A 16,715-nucleotide genomic window follows, 5' to 3' on the forward strand; every position below is an offset into this window, starting at 1 on the left:
CGGGCCTAACGACGCGGGAGGGATTTTTTTTATCTCAACCTTCATGGTGCGCGGGCCAGACCCGACTCAAGCACAGACAGAGGACGACTTATGTACAATACCCTTGGCAATCAGTACGACAATTCACTGGTTTCTAATGCCTTTGGTTTTATGCGTTTCCCGGTAAATTTCCAGCCTTACGACAGCGATGCAGAGTGGGTGATCACCGGCGTGCCCTTTGATGCGGCCACCTCGGGCCGTCCGGGCAGCCGTCTTGGCCCAGGCGCTATCCGTCAGATCTCGACCAATCTCGCCTGGGAAGGTTGCCGCTGGCCGTGGGAGTTTGACCTGCGTCAGCGTCTGAACGTGGTGGACTGTGGCGATCTGGTTTATGCCTTTGGCGATTCACAGGATCTGTCTGACAAGCTGCAGGCCCATGCAGAGAAACTGCTGGCCAACGGCAAACGTATGATGACCTTCGGTGGCGATCACTACGTCACGCTGCCTCTGCTGCGCGCGCACGCGAAGCACTTCGGTAAAATGGCGTTGGTGCACTTTGACGCGCATACCGATACCTACTCTAATGGCCCAACGTTTGACCATGGCACCATGTTCTTTACCGCACCGAAGGAAGGGCTGATCGATCCTCAGCACTCGGTGCAGATTGGTATTCGTACCGAGTTCGACAAGAGCCTGGGCTTCAACGTGCTGGATGCCGCTCAGGTCAACGACCGTAGCGTGGACGATATTCTGGCTGAAATTAAACGCACCGTTGGCGATCTGCCGGTCTATCTGACATTTGATATCGACTGTCTGGACCCTGCGCATGCACCGGGCACCGGTACGCCGGTCATTGGCGGTTTGACCACTGATAAAGCGACCAAGCTGATTCGGGGTTTACAGGGCATGAATATCGTGGGGATGGATCTGGTGGAAGTTGCACCGGGTTACGATCACGCCGATCTGACGGCTCTTGCCGCGGCCACCCTGGCGCTGGACATGTTGCACGTCCAGGCTGCCAACAAGGGCTGAGGTGACAGGGGGATAACCTCAGGGTTATCCCTCTGATAACGCGTTATTTAGCGTCTGCGGCAATGCGATCGCGAATGTGCTGAGCACGGGCTTCCGAGTCAGGATGCGAGTCAAACATAGAGCTTTGACGGCCCTTCTCCAGTTTTGCCAGTTTTTCAAAGCTGGTTGCCAGCCCAACGGGATCAATACCGCGCTTCTTCAACAGGCTGTAGGAGTAGTCATCGGCCTGTGTTTCCTGTGTCTGCGAGAACTGCGCATTCACCAGTTTTTCGCCCAAATCACCCAACTGTGACTGTGACAGCGAACCAATGATCCCGCCAGCCGAAGCTACCGCGGTACGTGCTGCTGTCGTGGTGAAGGCGACCTGCATCGCTTTGCGCGTATGCCCCAGCGCAACGTGGCCCATTTCGTGGCCCAGCACCGCCTCGACCTCATTGTCGGTCATCATATCCATTAAACCGCTGTAGACGCGGATGCAGCCGTTGGCCATGGCCCATGCGTTAACATCTTTGGTCTGATAAACCTTGTAGTTCGCCGGGATGCCATTGATGTTGTCACCCAACGCCGCAGCGATTTTGTTCAGACGTTGCTGGTATTCGCTGTCAGCCGGTGCCACCTGGTTTTCTTTGTCCATCTGGGCGCAGGATTGATCGCTGAGCTGCTTAACCTGAGCATCGCTCAGGGTGTAAGCCTGGAAAGCCTGTGCGCCCGACTGCAGCAGACCATCACTGTTTACGCCTTCACAACCACTTAGCAATGCAACCAGGCCCAGAGCCAGTGCCGTTTTTTGAATTTTCATTCTGTCGTCCCATAAGTAACAAGATAAAAAACAATCACCTGAATCTGTGCCAGGTGGTTGAACCAACAGGTTATAGTTCGCGATAAGCCATTTTGCTAGCAGACATTACTGGAAAAGCCAGACGAAGCGGGAACATTTAGCGTTTTACCACATTACTTTTGCCCCGTTTTTCATGTACATTGTGGTGAAACTTTTCCCCGTGCTTTGCCCGATAGCTGATTAATTACAACAGGTTAAGGCGCAAATCATTAATCCGAACTGGAGTAGAAGATGCCCTCTCGTAAAGATCTTGCCAACGCCATTCGCGCGTTAAGTATGGATGCAGTGCAAAAAGCTAAATCGGGACACCCGGGTGCCCCGATGGGCATGGCGGATATCGCCGAAGTATTGTGGCGCGGCTATCTCAATCATAACCCAACCAACCCACACTGGGCCGATCGTGACCGTTTTGTGCTGTCTAACGGCCACGGCTCCATGCTGATTTACAGCCTGCTGCACCTGACCGGCTACGATTTACCGATCAGTGAGCTGGAAAACTTCCGTCAACTGCACTCTAAAACGCCGGGTCACCCTGAGTACGGCTATACCGTCGGCGTGGAAACCACCACCGGTCCGCTGGGGCAGGGCATTGCTAACGCGGTGGGTTTTGCCATTGCTGAACGCACGCTGGCAGCGCAGTTCAACCGGCCGGGCCATGACATCGTAGACCATAATACCTGGGTCTTTATGGGTGACGGCTGCATGATGGAAGGCATTTCACACGAAGTTTGCTCGCTGGCGGGTACGCTGAAGCTGGGCAAGCTGGTGGCATTCTATGATGACAATGGCATTTCAATTGATGGTCACGTTGACGGCTGGTTTACCGATGACACCGCTAAGCGCTTTGAAGCGTACGGCTGGCACGTGGTACGTGGCGTAGATGGTCACAACGCCGATGCTATCGCCAAAGCGATTGAAGAAGCGAAAGCCGTTAGCGACAAGCCTTCACTGCTGATGTGCAAAACCGTTATTGGTTTTGGTTCACCGAATAAAGCCGGTACCCATGACTCACACGGCGCGCCACTGGGCGATGACGAAATTGCACTGACCCGTAAGCAGTTAGGCTGGGAATATCCTCCTTTCGTGATTCCTTCAGATATTTATGCTGAGTGGGATGCTAAAGAAGCGGGCCAGGCCAAAGAAGCGGCGTGGAATACCAAATTTGCAGCCTATGCTAAGGCTTTCCCTGAGCTGGCCGCTGAGTTTACCCGCCGCATGAGCAATGACCTGCCAGCTAACTGGCAGCAGGAATCGCAGAAGTTTGTCGAGCAGTTACAGGCGAATCCGGCGAAAATTGCCAGCCGTAAAGCGTCACAAAATGCTATCGAAGCCTTTGGTAAAATCCTGCCAGAATATCTGGGCGGTTCTGCTGACCTGGCACCAAGTAACCTCACCATCTGGTCAGGTTCTAAGCCAATCAATGAAGACGCAGCCGGTAACTATATCCATTATGGCGTGCGTGAGTTTGGTATGACCGCCATTGCTAACGGTCTGGCGCTGCACGGTGGCTTCCTGCCTTACACCGCAACCTTCCTGATGTTTGTTGAGTATGCGCGTAACGCCGCCCGTATGGCTGCCTTGATGAAAATTCGTCAGATCATGGTTTATACCCACGACTCCATTGGCCTGGGCGAAGACGGCCCGACTCACCAGCCGGTAGAGCAGATGGCAAGCCTGCGCACCACGCCAAACATGAGCCTGTGGCGTCCGTGTGACCAGGTTGAATCGGCGGTTGCGTGGAAATATGCCATTGAGCGTAAAGACGGCCCAAGCGCACTGATTTTCTCTCGCCAGAATCTGGCACAGCAGGATCGTACCGCGGAGCAGCTGGCAAACGTCGCGCGTGGCGGTTACGTGCTGAAAGACAGCGCAGGCACGCCAGAGCTGATCCTGATTGCCACCGGTTCCGAAGTTGAACTGGCTGTAGCCGCGTATCAGAAGCTGACCGATGAAGGCCGTAAGGTACGTGTGGTATCCATGCCCTCTACCGATGCCTTCGACAAACAGTCGGCTGAATATCGTGAATCGGTCCTGCCAAAAGCCGTTGCCGCACGCGTTGCGATTGAAGCCGGTATTGCAGATTACTGGTTTAAATATACCGGTCTGAACGGCGCAATCATCGGCATGACTACCTTTGGTGAGTCAGCGCCAGCTGAGAAGCTGTTTGAAGTCTTTGGCTTCACGGTAGATAACGTGGTAGCGAAAGCCAAAGCGTTGCTGGCATAGTAAAGAGAGGCAGGCGAGTGAATGCACGCCTGCCTTCTGATTAAAGGGGGCGGAATCCGTCCCCTTATTAACCAAATTATTCCTCCAGTAATAGCGATTTTTTGCCCGTTTTTGTGACGTAGATCCAAAAATAAGCAGCGCCCTTGATCGCAATCATTCCCGTTATTCCTTCCTTCCATTATCCTAGCTGAACCGTTTCAGTTTGGGCCGCTTTGCCCTGTTCCGGGCTAAGAATCTCCTGTACAAAATGCAGCGAAACGCTCAGGCTATCAGCACCTTTTTTTCAGTCTGGTTTGGCAGGAGAAAGATGACCATTCGGGTAGCGATAAACGGCTTTGGTCGCATTGGACGCAACGTGTTGCGTGCACTGTATGAAACGGGGCGCCGCGCTGAAATTACGGTGGTGGCGGTTAACGAACTGGCTGAAGCCGCAGGCATGGCGCACCTGCTGAAGTACGACACCAGCCATGGACGTTTTGCACTGGATGTCCGTCAGGAGCGTGACCAGCTGTGGGTCGGGGACGATATTATTCGCATTCTGCACCACGCCGGACTGGATGAGCTGCCCTGGCGCGAGCTTAACGTTGACGTGGTGCTGGACTGTACCGGCGTTTACGGTTCCCGCGACGATGGCGAAGCCCATTTGCGTGCGGGGGCGAAAAAAGTCCTGTTTTCCCATCCGGGTGGTAACGATCTTGATGCAACCGTGGTGTACGGCGTCAACGAGCAGGAGCTGAAACAAACGGACTGTATTGTCTCTAATGCATCCTGTACCACCAACTGCATCATTCCGGTGATTAAGCTGCTGGATGACGCCTTTGGTATTGAGTCGGGCACAGTAACGACCATCCATTCGGCGATGCACGATCAGCAGGTGATTGACGCTTATCACAGCGATCTGCGCCGTACGCGTGCGGCCAGTCAGTCTATCATCCCGGTCGATACCCGATTGGCGGCGGGCATTACGCGTATTTTTCCGAAATTTAACGATCGCTTCGAAGCCATTGCGGTTCGCGTGCCGACGATCAACGTGACAGCCATTGATCTCAGCGTTTCTGTATGCCAGCCCGTACGGGCCTGCGAGGTTAACGCCTTGTTGCAAAGCGCGGCAGAAGGGGCATTTCGTGGTATAGTTGACTATACGGAATTGCCGTTAGTCTCAGTAGATTTCAACCATGATCCGCACAGTGCCATTGTGGACGGTACACAAACGCGGGTCAGCGGTCAGCATCTGATCAAAACCCTGGTCTGGTGTGACAACGAATGGGGCTTTGCTAACCGAATGCTCGACACAACGTTAGCGATGGCCGCAAGCGGTTTCAGGTAAGACGCGGTTTGCGTCTGGCAAAACTTATGAGAATCAACGAGAGGGTTCACCATGTCCGTAATTAAGATGACCGATCTGGATCTTGCTGGCAAACGCGTATTAATTCGCGCCGATCTCAACGTACCAGTGAAAGAAGGGAAAGTGACGTCGGATGCACGTATTCGTGCTTCATTGCCAACTATCGAAGCGGCGTTGAAACAGGGCGCCAAAGTGATGGTTACCTCTCACCTGGGTCGCCCGACCGAAGGTGAATACAACGAAGAATTCTCACTGCTGCCAGTAGTGAATTACCTGAAAGAAAAACTGAACGGTACTCAGGTTACCCTGGCGAAAGACTACCTTGACGGTGTCGACATCGGCGCAGGTGAACTGGTGGTGCTGGAAAACGTGCGCTTTAACAAAGGCGAAAAGAAAGACGACGAAGCGCTGTCTAAGAAATATGCTGCGCTGTGCGACGTCTTCGTGATGGATGCGTTTGGTACCGCGCACCGCGCCCAGGCATCGACGCACGGCGTCGGTAAATTTGCGCCTGTCGCCTGTGCAGGTCCACTGCTGTCTGCAGAACTGGAAGCGCTGGGTAAAGTGATGAAAAGCCCTGAGCGTCCGCTGGTGGCCGTGGTGGGCGGTTCTAAAGTATCGACCAAATTCGATGTGCTGCAGTCGCTGGTGAAGATTGCTGATACCGTGATTGTCGGCGGTGGCATTGCGAATACCTTTGTCGCGATCGACAACAACGTGGGCAAATCGCTGTACGAGCCAGACTTCGTTGAGGCGGCAAAAGGCCTGCGCGATCAATATGGTATTCCTGTTCCAACCGACTCCCGTGTTGGCACGGAATTCTCTGAAACTGCCCCGGCAACCGTGAAAAAGGTTTCAGAAGTCGCAGATAACGAAGAGATTATGGACTTCGGCGATGAGACAGCCCAGGCCATGGCGGACATTCTGAAGAATGCTAAAACCATCCTGTGGAATGGCCCGGTTGGCGTGTTTGAGTTCCCGAACTTCCGTAAAGGCACTGAAATCGTCGCTAACGCCATTGCGGACAGTGAAGCCTTCTCTGTCGCGGGCGGCGGTGACACGCTGGCTGCCATCGATCTGTTTGGGATCGAAGACAAAATCTCCTATATCTCTACCGGCGGCGGTGCCTTCCTTGAGTTCGTTGAAGGCAAAAAACTGCCTGCCGTAGCCATGCTGGAAGAGCGTGCGAAGCAGTAATCCTTTGGGGGCGATGCCCTGCGGCATCGCCTGAAAACTCGCCCGAAACAGGGCGTTTAAATCGCTGTCCCCGTATTGGGGATAACCGGTCACGAAACAGGACACAATCATGTCTAAAATTTTTGATTTCGTAAAACCCGGCGTTGTCACTGGTGATGACGTTCAGAAGATCTTCAAAGTAGCGAAAGAGAACAAATTCGCTCTGCCAGCGGTCAACTGCGTCGGCACCGACTCAATTAACGCTGTACTGGAAGCTGCCGCGAAAGTAAAAGCGCCGGTTATCGTACAGTTCTCCAACGGTGGTGCTGCATTCATCGCCGGTAAAGGTTTTAAAACAGACAAGCCACAGGGCGCAGCGATTTTCGGTGCTATCTCTGGCGCACATCACGTGCATCTGATGGCTGAACAGTACGGCGTGCCGGTTATCCTGCATACCGACCACTGCGCCAAGAAACTGCTGCCGTGGATCGACGGCCTGCTGGACGCGGGCGAAGAGCACTTCAAGAAAACCGGTAAGCCACTGTTCTCTTCTCACATGATCGACCTGTCTGAAGAGTCACTGGAAGAAAACATCGAAATCAGCAGCAAATACCTGGCGCGCATGGCGAAAATCGACATGACCCTGGAAATCGAACTGGGCTGCACCGGTGGTGAAGAAGATGGCGTAGATAACAGCCATATGGACGCTTCTGCACTTTACACCCAGCCAGAAGACGTAAACTACGCGTACGAAAAACTGAATGCGATCAGCCCGCGTTTCACCATTGCGGCATCCTTCGGTAACGTGCACGGCGTTTACAAGCCAGGCAACGTAAAACTGACCCCAACGATTCTGCGTGATTCACAAAAATACGTTTGTGAAAAACACGGTCTGCCGCACAACGCGCTGGACTTTGTATTCCACGGTGGTTCAGGTTCATCTGCTGCAGAAATCGAAGAGTCTATCAGCTACGGCGTGATCAAGATGAATATCGATACCGATACCCAATGGGCAACCTGGGACGGCATCCTGCAGTACTACAAAAAGAACGAAGGCTATCTGCAGGCGCAACTGGGTAACCCAGAAGGCGCAGACAAGCCAAACAAGAAATACTACGATCCACGTGTATGGCTGCGCTCTGCTCAGGCATCCATGGTGGTGCGTCTGGAGCAGGCGTTCAAAGAACTTAACGCCGTTGACGTTCTGTAAGCATCACAACGCACTCGTCTGAGTTCGCAAGAACGCCGGATGAATGACGCAGTCCCGATCGTCCGATCGGGACTTTTTTTTATCCTTTCCGCTTACCCCCGGTTTCATTTCTTCTTACAGGGCGACACTTTCTGACCGGCTGTCACAACCTCATCGCACGGTCCCCGGTATGCTTTGTCTGTGAGTTAACAGGTGAGGGCGATTTTATGGCAGTCAAACGCATCGTCGCGAATATTCAGGGCAAAAATACGGAAGAAGCCAAACGCTTTTATAGTGACATTCTCGACCTGAAACTGACCATGGATCACGGATGGATTGTGACCTGGGCTGCGGAGAATGCTATGGCGCCCCAGCTCAGCATTGCGCTGGAAGGCGGTGCAGGCACGCCTGTGCCGGACTTGTCCATTGAGGTCGATAATCTTGATGAGGTGTACCGACGCGTTGTCGCCGCGAGGCTAACGGTGGAATATGGGCTTACGGAAGAAGCGTGGGGCGTCCGTCGTTTTTATGTCCGCGATCCTTTCGGCAGGCTCATTAATATCCTGAGCCATGTGCAGTGAGCAAAACCGTGGCTTCTGGGGCACTGATGAGTAATTGTGCAAAGCCGTCTTAATGTGTCACTCATTTTGGCGCCTGGCTAAATAATTGATTACCCTTAACCCTTGGGTGTCGGATTACATCTGGCAGTTTTTGTTTTTCCCCCGTAGGGGGAACCATCAACAGGGCTTACAAATGGAAGACTTGAATGTTGTTAATGGCATCAACAGTGCCGGTGGCTGGCTGGTGCATAACCAGGCACTGATTCTGAGCTATGCCGTCAATATCGTGGCGGCGATTGCCATTATCATTGTCGGCATGATCATTGCCAGGGTGATTTCGAACACGGTTAATCGGCTGCTGCGCGCGCGCCATATTGATGCCACCGTCGCCGATTTCCTTTCCGCTCTGGTACGCTATGGCGTTATCGCCTTTACGGTTATTGCTGCGCTGGGTCGTGTGGGAGTGCAAACGGCCTCGGTCATCGCGGTGCTGGGTGCCGCTGGTCTGGCAGTCGGTTTGGCCTTGCAAGGCTCGCTCTCCAATTTAGCGGCTGGCGTGCTGCTCGTCACCTTCCGCCCGTTCCGTACCGGCGAGTTCGTCGATCTGGGCGGCGTAATGGGGACCGTACTCAATGTACAAATCTTCTCTACCACCCTGAAATCCGCCGATGGCAAAATTGTGGTGGTGCCGAACGGTAAAATCATCAGCGGTAATATCGTTAACTTTTCGCGTGAGCCTGTGCGTCGTAATGAATTTATCGTCGGAGTGGCTTATGAAGCCGATGTGGATGAGGTGATTGCTCTGTTGCGTGATGTCGTTGAAGCCGATCAGCGGGTATTAAAAGATCGTGGCATCCAGATTGGCCTGAACGAATTAGGCGCATCTTCGCTTAACTTTGTTGTTCGTTGCTGGAGTAATAGCGGCGATCTGCAGGACGTCTACTGGGATTTGCTGAAGAACTTCAAGCGTGCGCTGGATAGCAAAGGCATCGGCATTCCTTATCCACAAATGGATGTACACCTGCATCAGGTTAAACAGCCAGACAGCGACGTGACCGCGACCCAGTAAGTCGTGCGATGGGCGGCCCGTGCCGCCCATTAATTTCGTTAATGGCAGATTAAATTTTTCAATTTCCGCTAATCCAAACCGCTCTCTATAATCCCTGCATCTCACCGATGTAAGGAATAACATCCTGTGTTAACCATTTATTTTCAAGGGCTTGCTCTTGGGGCTGCGCTCATCCTGCCGTTAGGCCCACAAAATGCCTTTGTGCTGAACCAGGGCGTAAAGCGTCAGTATCATCTCATGACGGCGGCGCTCTGTGCGCTAAGTGATATCGCCTTAATCTGTGCGGGCATTTTTGGTGGCAGCGCGCTACTGAATCAGTCGCCACTGCTCCTGATGATGATTACCTGTGCAGGCGTTGCTTTCCTGCTGTGGTACGGCTGGGGAGCCTTGCGTACGGCGTTTAGCCGCAATATTGAACTGGCATCAGGGATGCACGCAACGCAAAGCAGAGGGCGAATTATTGCGACGATGCTGGCGGTGACCTGGCTAAATCCGCATGTTTATCTTGATACCTTTGTGGTGCTGGGCAGCCTTGGTGGTCAGTTGCCAGGAACGACGGCGCGACAGTGGTTTGCACTGGGCACCATCAGCGCGTCGGTAATCTGGTTTTTTGGTCTGGCGCTGCTGGCTGCGTGGCTCGCGCCTTTACTGCAAACGGCGCGTGCTCAGCGCATCATTAACCTGCTGGTTGGGGCGGTAATGTGGTTTATTGCGTTTCAGCTTGCCCGACAGGTCATCACTGGGTTTTGACCAAAAGGTAAACGAAAACCGGTTATTAAGGTCAATCTGCCGAACTTTTGCCATAATCTCCACTCCAACCAAGGCGTAATATGATGCGCTTGTGGGCTTCATATACTGGAAGCCATCGAACTGACCTTTTCAAGGAGGACTTTCATGAAACTGAAAGCATTGGCGCTTGCCGCGATGATGAGCGCAGGGGCATTGCCCTTGAGCGTACAGGCTGACGAACTGCCGAACGGACCCCATGTTGTTACGTCAGGTAAGGCAACCGTAGATGCCCGCCCGGATATCGCGACGCTGTCAATTGTGGTGAATGTCTCATCGAAAGATGCCGCTGAAGCAAAAAAGCAGGTCGATAGTCGCGTAGCGCAATATTTTGATTTCCTGCAAAAAAACGGTATTGAGAAAAAAGACATTGAAGCGGCGAACCTGACGACGCAGCCAGAGTATGACTACACCAAAGACGGTAAATCGCAGCTTAAAGGCTATCGTGCGGTGCGTCAGGTGCAGGTCACCGTTCGTCAGCTGGACAAGCTGAACGATCTCCTTGATGGTGCGCTGAAGTCCGGTCTGAACGAAGTGCGCGGTGTTGAACTGGGCGTCGCCAATCCAGAGAGCTACAAGCAGCAGGCACGTAAAGCCGCGATTAAGAATGCGACCCAACAGGCCGCTGAACTGGCTGAAGGCTTTAATGCCAAACTGGGCCCGATCTACAGCATTCGTTATCAGGTGGCAAACTATCAGCCAATGCCCATGAACCGCATGTTTAAAGCCTCGGCTGCGGCAGATACGTCTGCGCAGGAAACCTACGATCAGCAAAGTATTAACTTTGATGACCAGGTGGATGTGGTGTTTGAGATGAAACCGAATACGGCACAGTAAGCCGTTATTGGTGTTGTGGTTAAGTCATCAGGGGCAATGTTTGCCAGGCGGTCCTTGCGCCGCTGATGCGGTTCCTTCACATCGCTCATCAACCTGACGGACCGGCACAGCCGGCACAACGCTGTGCCGGCTGTGCCTTTTACCCGCATCCTTGCGGGTAAATCCGGGTGGATTCCCTCTGCTCAGCGCTGCGTATTGCCTTCTGAAAAATGCCCTGACGGCCATTAACGCCGTGCCGCTTTCACAACTACACCTTCTCACCGCAACGCCCAACTTTTGCGGCGGCAAAGATTAGGCGTTTGGCACACAACCTTCAGCCAGCTCGTTTTTCCTGGCCTTTAGCGCTTTTATGATCTGCCGACCGCCCGCTATTCCGCCGTATCCTGACGTAGCACCCGATGGCCATGGGCAATCAGCGCATCCGTTACCCGACGCATCAGCCGGCTTTCTGGCGCAAAACGGTGCCAGTACAGCATCCGACGTTGATACAGCCCCGGCGTGAGATCGATGAGCTCGCCACTTGCCAGTTCGCGTTCAATCTGCAGGTGAGGGATCATACAGCAGGTCGATCCCTGCCGCGCCATCTGCACAAACGCTTCGGATGAGTTGACGATATGGCAGGGAACGCTGCCCGGTGATAAATCAAAGTTCTGCTGCAAGAAGGCCTGATGCATATCATCCAGATGATCAAAGGCCACCGCTGGCGCTTTAAGCAGGGCGGAACGCGTTACGCCGTTGGGGAAAAAGCGATCTGCGAAATCCTTTGAGGCCACAAACAAATAATCCAGGGCACCCAGTTGATCCACCAGACAGCTTGGCAGCGGCTGGGGCTGGATACTCACTGCGCCAACCACTTCGCCTCGTCTCAGGCGTTCCTGAGTGCGGGTTTCATCCTCAACCTGAAGGTTCAGACGCACCGGCGAATCGGCCAGTACGTCTTTTAATGCGGGCAACAGCCAGGTTGCCAGACTGTCGGCGTTCACCGCCAACGACAGCAGCAGCGGCGTTGTCCCGCTGATTTCATCGCCCAGCCACTCTTCCTCCAGCAACTCAACCTGGTGCAGCAGCGCAAGCAGTTTTTGACCTTGCTCGGTAGGGCGAGGCGGCACGGTGCGAACTAACAGCGGCTGACCAAACAGGTTTTCCAGCTGTTTAATGCGCTGCGATACGGCAGATTGCGTAATGCACAGCTTTTGCGCGGCACGTTCGAAGCCGCGTTCACGTATCACTGCGTCCAGCGCCTGAAGCGTTCTGTAGTCAGGGCGTTTCATTATTTTTCTCTCTCCTTCAGGATGGACGTCACTATGCCACAAAAGTGCCAACGGCAATGTCGGGGAAATTTTTGTGGGCTGGCTTCCAAAGCATTAAATCCGCCCAATGCATCCGAGCATTTTCAGCAAGCCTTGCTTTATACTACGCGCAATTCCTTATCGCACAGGTTCTAAACATATCATGACCCAGGATGAACTGAAAAAAGCTGTTGGTTGGGCTGCACTTGATTATGTCCAGCCCGGGACAATCGTCGGTGTTGGAACAGGTTCTACTGCCGCCCACTTTATTGATGCGCTCGCAAGCATTAAACATCAGATTGACGGTGCCGTTTCCAGTTCCGAAGCCTCAACGCAAAAGCTGAAAAGCCTGGGCATTCAGGTGTTTGATTTGAACGAAATCGATGACCTGGCCATTTATGTCGATGGTGCCGATGAAATTAACCCACAAATGCAGATGATTAAAGGCGGTGGCGCTGCGCTGACGCGTGAGAAAATCGTCGCTGCAGTGGCCAAAAAGTTTATCTGCATCGCCGATGCATCCAAAGAAGTGGATGTGCTTGGACGCTTTCCGCTACCGGTTGAAGTCATCCCGATGGCGCGCAGTTATGTTGCGCGTGAACTGGTGAAGTTGGGGGGCTTACCTGAATATCGTCAGAATGTAGTGACCGACAACGGCAATATCATTCTTGATGTGCACAACCTGCGTATTCTCGATCCCATTGAGCTGGAAAAAACCATCAACGCCTTGCCCGGTGTGGTCACCGTTGGACTGTTTGCGACGCGCGGCGCAGACGTTGCACTGATTGGTGGGCCGGACGGCGTCAAAACTCTCAAAAAATAATGCGCCTGGCGCTGAACGGCGCCCGCTTTTTTTTGATTTAAAAAACTTTTCTTACCAGGTCAAAATTTGGTGACTTATGTCACATAACCGTCATCGGCAGCGGGTTCGTTCTTTCCGATGCGGCCAACCCATGATTTTGTCTGGCAAAGTGCGCCCTCTGAGCCCGGCCATGCTGACGGGCAGGCAATCGTTTGTATTGCCGCAGGCGATATTTTTGATATTTTGACAGACGGCTGGCGGCGTTCAGTCCTCGTTGAATTCTGAATAGGGTTGGGAAATGGCAAAGGTATCACTGGAAAAAGACAAAATTAAGTTCCTGCTGGTGGAAGGTGTCCATCAGAGTGCGCTGGAAAACCTCCGTGCTGCAGGTTACACCAATATTGAATTCCACAAAGGCGCACTGGATGCCGAGGCGTTGAAAGCGTCCGCTCGCGATGCGCATTTTATCGGTATCCGTTCCCGTTCCCAACTGACCGAAGAGATTTTTGCCGCTGCAGAAAAACTGGTGGCTGTGGGCTGTTTCTGTATCGGAACGAACCAGGTTGATTTAAACGCGGCCGCTAAGCGCGGTATCCCGGTGTTTAATGCGCCTTTCTCCAATACGCGCTCTGTTGCCGAACTGGTTATTGGCGAAATGCTGCTGATGCTGCGTGGTGTACCGGAAGCGAATGCGAAGGCGCACCGCGGCGTCTGGAATAAAATTGCCAAGGGCTCATTTGAAGCGCGCGGTAAAAAGCTCGGCATCATTGGCTATGGTCATATCGGTATGCAACTGGGCGTGCTGGCTGAGAGCCTGGGCATGCACGTTTATTTCTACGATATTGAAAACAAACTGCCGCTCGGCAACGCTTCACAGGTTCGTAGCCTGACGCAACTGCTGAACATGAGCGATGTCGTCAGCCTGCATGTACCTGAAACCGCCTCCACGCAAAATATGATCTCTGCCAATGAACTGGCGCAGATGAAACCCGGTGCGTTGCTGATAAACGCCTCACGCGGCACCGTAGTGGATATTCCGGCGTTGTGTGACGCGCTGGCAAGTAAGCAGGTTGGCGGAGCCGCTATTGACGTATTCCCGGTCGAGCCTGCGACCAACAGCGATCCGTTCATTTCACCACTGAGCGAATTCGACAACGTTATCCTGACGCCGCATATCGGTGGATCTACCGAAGAAGCGCAGGAAAATATTGGTATTGAAGTCGCAGGTAAGCTGGCTAAATACTCGGATAACGGTTCAACGCTGTCCGCCGTTAACTTCCCTGAAGTCTCATTGCCGATGCACGGCGTGAGCGCCAGTCGTCTGCTGCATATACATGAGAACCGCCCAGGCGTCCTCACCGCGATCAACCAGATCTTTGCTGAGCAGGGCATCAATATTGCCGCTCAGTACCTGCAAACCTCGCCGATGATGGGTTATGTGGTGATTGACGTTGACGCCGAGCATGAACTGGCTGAGAAAGCCCTGCAGCTCATGAAGGCTATTCCGGGTACTATCCGCGCCCGTCTGCTTTACTAATCCATCGCTGTCATAAACCCAGGCGCACGAGCGTGCCTGGGTTTATTCATCCCATAGCCAGAGTTTAGACGGTGTCAGTACCGCGGGCAGGGGGATATCCCAGGCCGCTGCAGGCAGCGCATCAACCAACTGACAATCGTGGGCAACCCCAATCGGTAGGAATCCGTGCTGTTTCCAGTTCTGTAAGGTGCGGTCATAGAAACCGCCGCCCATGCCTAAACGCTGCCCGGTGCGGTCAAATGCCACCAGCGGCACCATCATTACGTCCAGTTTATCAAGTGTAACCAGATGGCGGATATCGAGCGGAGGTTCGGGAATGCGCAGCTTATTTTGGATTAACTGTGTTTCCGGCGTATAGCGAAGAAAAAGCAAATGACCGGCAGCAAAGGGATGCAGAACCGGCAGATAAACCCGTTTGTTTTGCTGCCACAGCTTCGCGATAAGTGGTCGCGTATTGATTTCGCCATCGACAGACAAAAACAGCGCTATGTTGCTGGCGTCGGCAATCGGCGCAACGTTAATCGCGTGTTCCGCAAGCTGATCGGCTGCAGCGTGTTGCTGTTCGGGGCTGAGTGCGCGACGTAAATGACGAACATGCTGACGGATGTCCTGTCGCGGTAGCAAAGAGGGTTCTGACATGGTTTCCCCCAGACAAGGTCGCTTGAGCGACGCATTATATCATGCCTGGTGGGAGATAAAGCAGTACTACCAGAAAGGAGATCTCCGAGATGCCGCCGTAGGCTGTAACCCTTGAACCCTTGGTTCAAGGTGAACATGCCGTCGCAACCATCAGGCTTCTCGGACGGGCCGAGCATGCTCACAGGTTGCGGAGCGTCACATTCTGTTGGTATGAAATATCGGCTCAGGGGACTGGCCCACTTGCAAACATCTCAGAGAAAATTTACTTCACCGTCAGTGTAGCACAGCGACCATGAAGTGTTATTCGAACTTCGCATCCTCGCGATCGGTTATGCGACCTTGCTCAACTAATGCCTGTTCAATTGTCTGCTGTAGCATACGGATTCGTTGTTCCATATTAGCAGCATAGTCACGCGTCTTACCTTTCTCTTGTGCCAGTTCATGGCAAATGTTTAACGCGGCAATGAACACCAGTTGCTCTGTATTTGTGACTCTAGTGCGAACTTTTAAATCTTGCAACCGTTGATTGAGATCTTCTGCCGCCGCGTTCAGCGCATCTTGCTGTTCAGGCGGACAATTTACTCTCAAAGAACGACCAAAAATTTGTAAATCTACCGGTTGTGCAGACATGCCACCTTCCTGACTGATTACCTGGCTCGCCATTCCCCTTAGCCTTCAATGGCCTGGGAGGCGGGCAACTATATAGACCTGAGAAATAAGATACAACCCCTTTTCTGGAAACCTTGAGGCAGCTAGTGGTAGCATACCACGAACTCTTACAGCCAACGACGATGAAAAATGATGTCTTCACAGAACGCAACCCCCGATTACAACGCGCTGGCGGCGGCGCTCTCACACCACGGCGTCGGTATGACGCCCGCGGAAATGCACGGATTGCTTAGCGGCATCCTGTGTGGCGGTAATCAGGATAACAGCTGGAAAACGCTGGTCCATGATCTCGCGAATGAAGGCATGGCTTTTTCGCAAACGCTGTCTCAGCCACTGCAGTCTCTGCATGCCAGCATTGCTACTGCGCTTGAGGACGATGGCTTTCTTTTTCAACTGATGCTGCCTGGCGATGATGACATCACGGTGTTTGACCGTGCTGATGCTCTGGCGGGCTGGGTGAATCATTTTTTACTTGGCCTGGGCGTAACCCAGCCTAAACTGGATAAGGTCACCGGCGAAACGGGTGAGGCCATTGACGATCTGCGCACGATTGCTCAGCTTGGCTATGACGAAGACGAAGATCAGGAAGAACTCGAGCAGTCGCTGGAAGAGGTGATCGAGTATGTTCGCGTTGCTGCGCTACTCTGTCACGATACCTTCACGCGCCCGCAACCGACCGCACCAGAAGTACAAAAGCCAACGCTACACTAAGCCAGATATCTGAGTTCAACAGGGAGTGCAG

16 protein-coding genes and 1 other RNA gene are annotated in these 16,715 nt (G+C 53.2%); 12 read left to right on the forward strand and 5 right to left on the reverse strand.

Going from position 1 to position 16,715, the window contains the following annotated elements; genetic code table 11:
- Positions 1 to 90: 90 nt before the first annotated feature.
- Positions 91 to 1,011 carry an agmatinase gene (speB, locus tag FBY13_RS14195; protein ID WP_063880828.1) on the forward strand — a complete coding sequence of 307 codons (921 nt, stop codon included), beginning with the start codon at positions 91 to 93 and terminating at the stop codon, positions 1,009 to 1,011.
- Positions 1,012 to 1,054: 43 nt separating this feature from the next.
- Here the strand turns inward: speB and FBY13_RS14200 are convergent, their stop codons facing one another.
- Positions 1,055 to 1,810 carry a M48 family metallopeptidase gene (locus tag FBY13_RS14200; RefSeq protein ID WP_145394479.1) on the reverse strand — a complete coding sequence of 252 codons (756 nt, stop codon included), beginning with the start codon at positions 1,808 to 1,810 and terminating at the stop codon, positions 1,055 to 1,057.
- A 270-nt stretch (positions 1,811 to 2,080) separates the two neighbouring features.
- Here FBY13_RS14200 and tkt point away from each other — a divergent pair, with 270 nt between their 5' ends.
- From tkt to FBY13_RS14240, 8 genes are all read left to right on the forward strand, one after another.
- Positions 2,081 to 4,075: a transketolase gene (tkt, locus tag FBY13_RS14205; protein ID WP_063880826.1), complete on the forward strand. Its 1,995-nt coding sequence runs from the start codon at positions 2,081 to 2,083 to the stop codon at positions 4,073 to 4,075.
- 307 nt (positions 4,076 to 4,382) lie between these two features.
- On the forward strand, positions 4,383 to 5,402 hold the full coding sequence (gene epd, locus FBY13_RS14210; RefSeq protein ID WP_145394480.1) for an erythrose-4-phosphate dehydrogenase: 1,020 nt from the start codon (positions 4,383 to 4,385) through the stop codon (positions 5,400 to 5,402).
- 51 nt (positions 5,403 to 5,453) lie between these two features.
- The gene (gene pgk, locus FBY13_RS14215; protein ID WP_145394481.1) at positions 5,454 to 6,617 is read left to right on the forward strand and encodes a phosphoglycerate kinase; all 1,164 of its coding nucleotides are present in this window, start codon (positions 5,454 to 5,456) and stop codon (positions 6,615 to 6,617) included.
- A 109-nt stretch (positions 6,618 to 6,726) separates the two neighbouring features.
- A complete protein-coding gene (gene fbaA / locus FBY13_RS14220) occupies positions 6,727 to 7,806 on the forward strand; it encodes a class II fructose-bisphosphate aldolase (RefSeq protein ID WP_013027074.1) in 1,080 nt (359 codons plus the stop codon).
- Between the two features lie 206 nt (positions 7,807 to 8,012).
- Entirely contained in the window at positions 8,013 to 8,366 is a 354-nt protein-coding gene (locus FBY13_RS14225) for a VOC family protein (RefSeq protein WP_145394482.1), read from the forward strand.
- Positions 8,367 to 8,538: 172 nt separating this feature from the next.
- Positions 8,539 to 9,414: a small-conductance mechanosensitive channel MscS gene (gene mscS / locus FBY13_RS14230; protein ID WP_063880822.1), complete on the forward strand. Its 876-nt coding sequence runs from the start codon at positions 8,539 to 8,541 to the stop codon at positions 9,412 to 9,414.
- A gap of 126 nt (positions 9,415 to 9,540) precedes the next feature.
- On the forward strand, positions 9,541 to 10,164 hold the full coding sequence (argO, locus tag FBY13_RS14235) for an arginine exporter ArgO (RefSeq protein ID WP_145394483.1): 624 nt from the start codon (positions 9,541 to 9,543) through the stop codon (positions 10,162 to 10,164).
- Between the two features lie 144 nt (positions 10,165 to 10,308).
- Positions 10,309 to 11,037 carry an oxidative stress defense protein gene (locus FBY13_RS14240; RefSeq protein ID WP_063880820.1) on the forward strand — a complete coding sequence of 243 codons (729 nt, stop codon included), beginning with the start codon at positions 10,309 to 10,311 and terminating at the stop codon, positions 11,035 to 11,037.
- Positions 11,038 to 11,405: 368 nt separating this feature from the next.
- Here the strand turns inward: FBY13_RS14240 and FBY13_RS14245 are convergent, their stop codons facing one another.
- Positions 11,406 to 12,308, reverse strand: coding sequence for a LysR family transcriptional regulator ArgP (locus tag FBY13_RS14245; RefSeq protein ID WP_063880819.1), 903 nt, complete (start codon positions 12,306 to 12,308; stop codon positions 11,406 to 11,408).
- A 181-nt stretch (positions 12,309 to 12,489) separates the two neighbouring features.
- On the opposite strand from FBY13_RS14245, the gene rpiA reads away from it, so the two are divergent.
- Both rpiA and serA read left to right on the forward strand, forming a co-directional pair.
- Positions 12,490 to 13,149, forward strand: coding sequence for a ribose-5-phosphate isomerase RpiA (gene rpiA, locus FBY13_RS14250; protein ID WP_145394484.1), 660 nt, complete (start codon positions 12,490 to 12,492; stop codon positions 13,147 to 13,149).
- 277 nt (positions 13,150 to 13,426) lie between these two features.
- Positions 13,427 to 14,665 (forward strand): phosphoglycerate dehydrogenase, encoded by a 1,239-nt coding sequence (serA, locus tag FBY13_RS14255; RefSeq protein ID WP_063880817.1) that lies wholly within the window; start codon positions 13,427 to 13,429, stop codon positions 14,663 to 14,665.
- 42 nt (positions 14,666 to 14,707) lie between these two features.
- Here the strand turns inward: serA and FBY13_RS14260 are convergent, their stop codons facing one another.
- The 3 genes from FBY13_RS14260 to zapA form a co-directional block, all read right to left on the reverse strand.
- Positions 14,708 to 15,304: a 5-formyltetrahydrofolate cyclo-ligase gene (locus FBY13_RS14260; protein WP_145394485.1), complete on the reverse strand. Its 597-nt coding sequence runs from the start codon at positions 15,302 to 15,304 to the stop codon at positions 14,708 to 14,710.
- Between the two features lie 77 nt (positions 15,305 to 15,381).
- Positions 15,382 to 15,565, reverse strand: a non-coding RNA gene (gene ssrS, locus FBY13_RS14265) — 6S RNA.
- 39 nt (positions 15,566 to 15,604) lie between these two features.
- Entirely contained in the window at positions 15,605 to 15,934 is a 330-nt protein-coding gene (gene zapA, locus FBY13_RS14270) for a cell division protein ZapA (protein WP_063881246.1), read from the reverse strand.
- Between the two features lie 171 nt (positions 15,935 to 16,105).
- Between zapA and FBY13_RS14275 the strand changes: the two genes are divergently transcribed.
- Positions 16,106 to 16,684, forward strand: coding sequence for a YecA family protein (locus FBY13_RS14275; protein WP_063880815.1), 579 nt, complete (start codon positions 16,106 to 16,108; stop codon positions 16,682 to 16,684).
- The last annotated feature ends 31 nt before the right edge of the window (positions 16,685 to 16,715 follow it).

The organism is Pantoea sp. SJZ147, assembly GCF_007828605.1.
GTDB classification, from domain to species: domain Bacteria; phylum Pseudomonadota; class Gammaproteobacteria; order Enterobacterales; family Enterobacteriaceae; genus Pantoea; species Pantoea allii.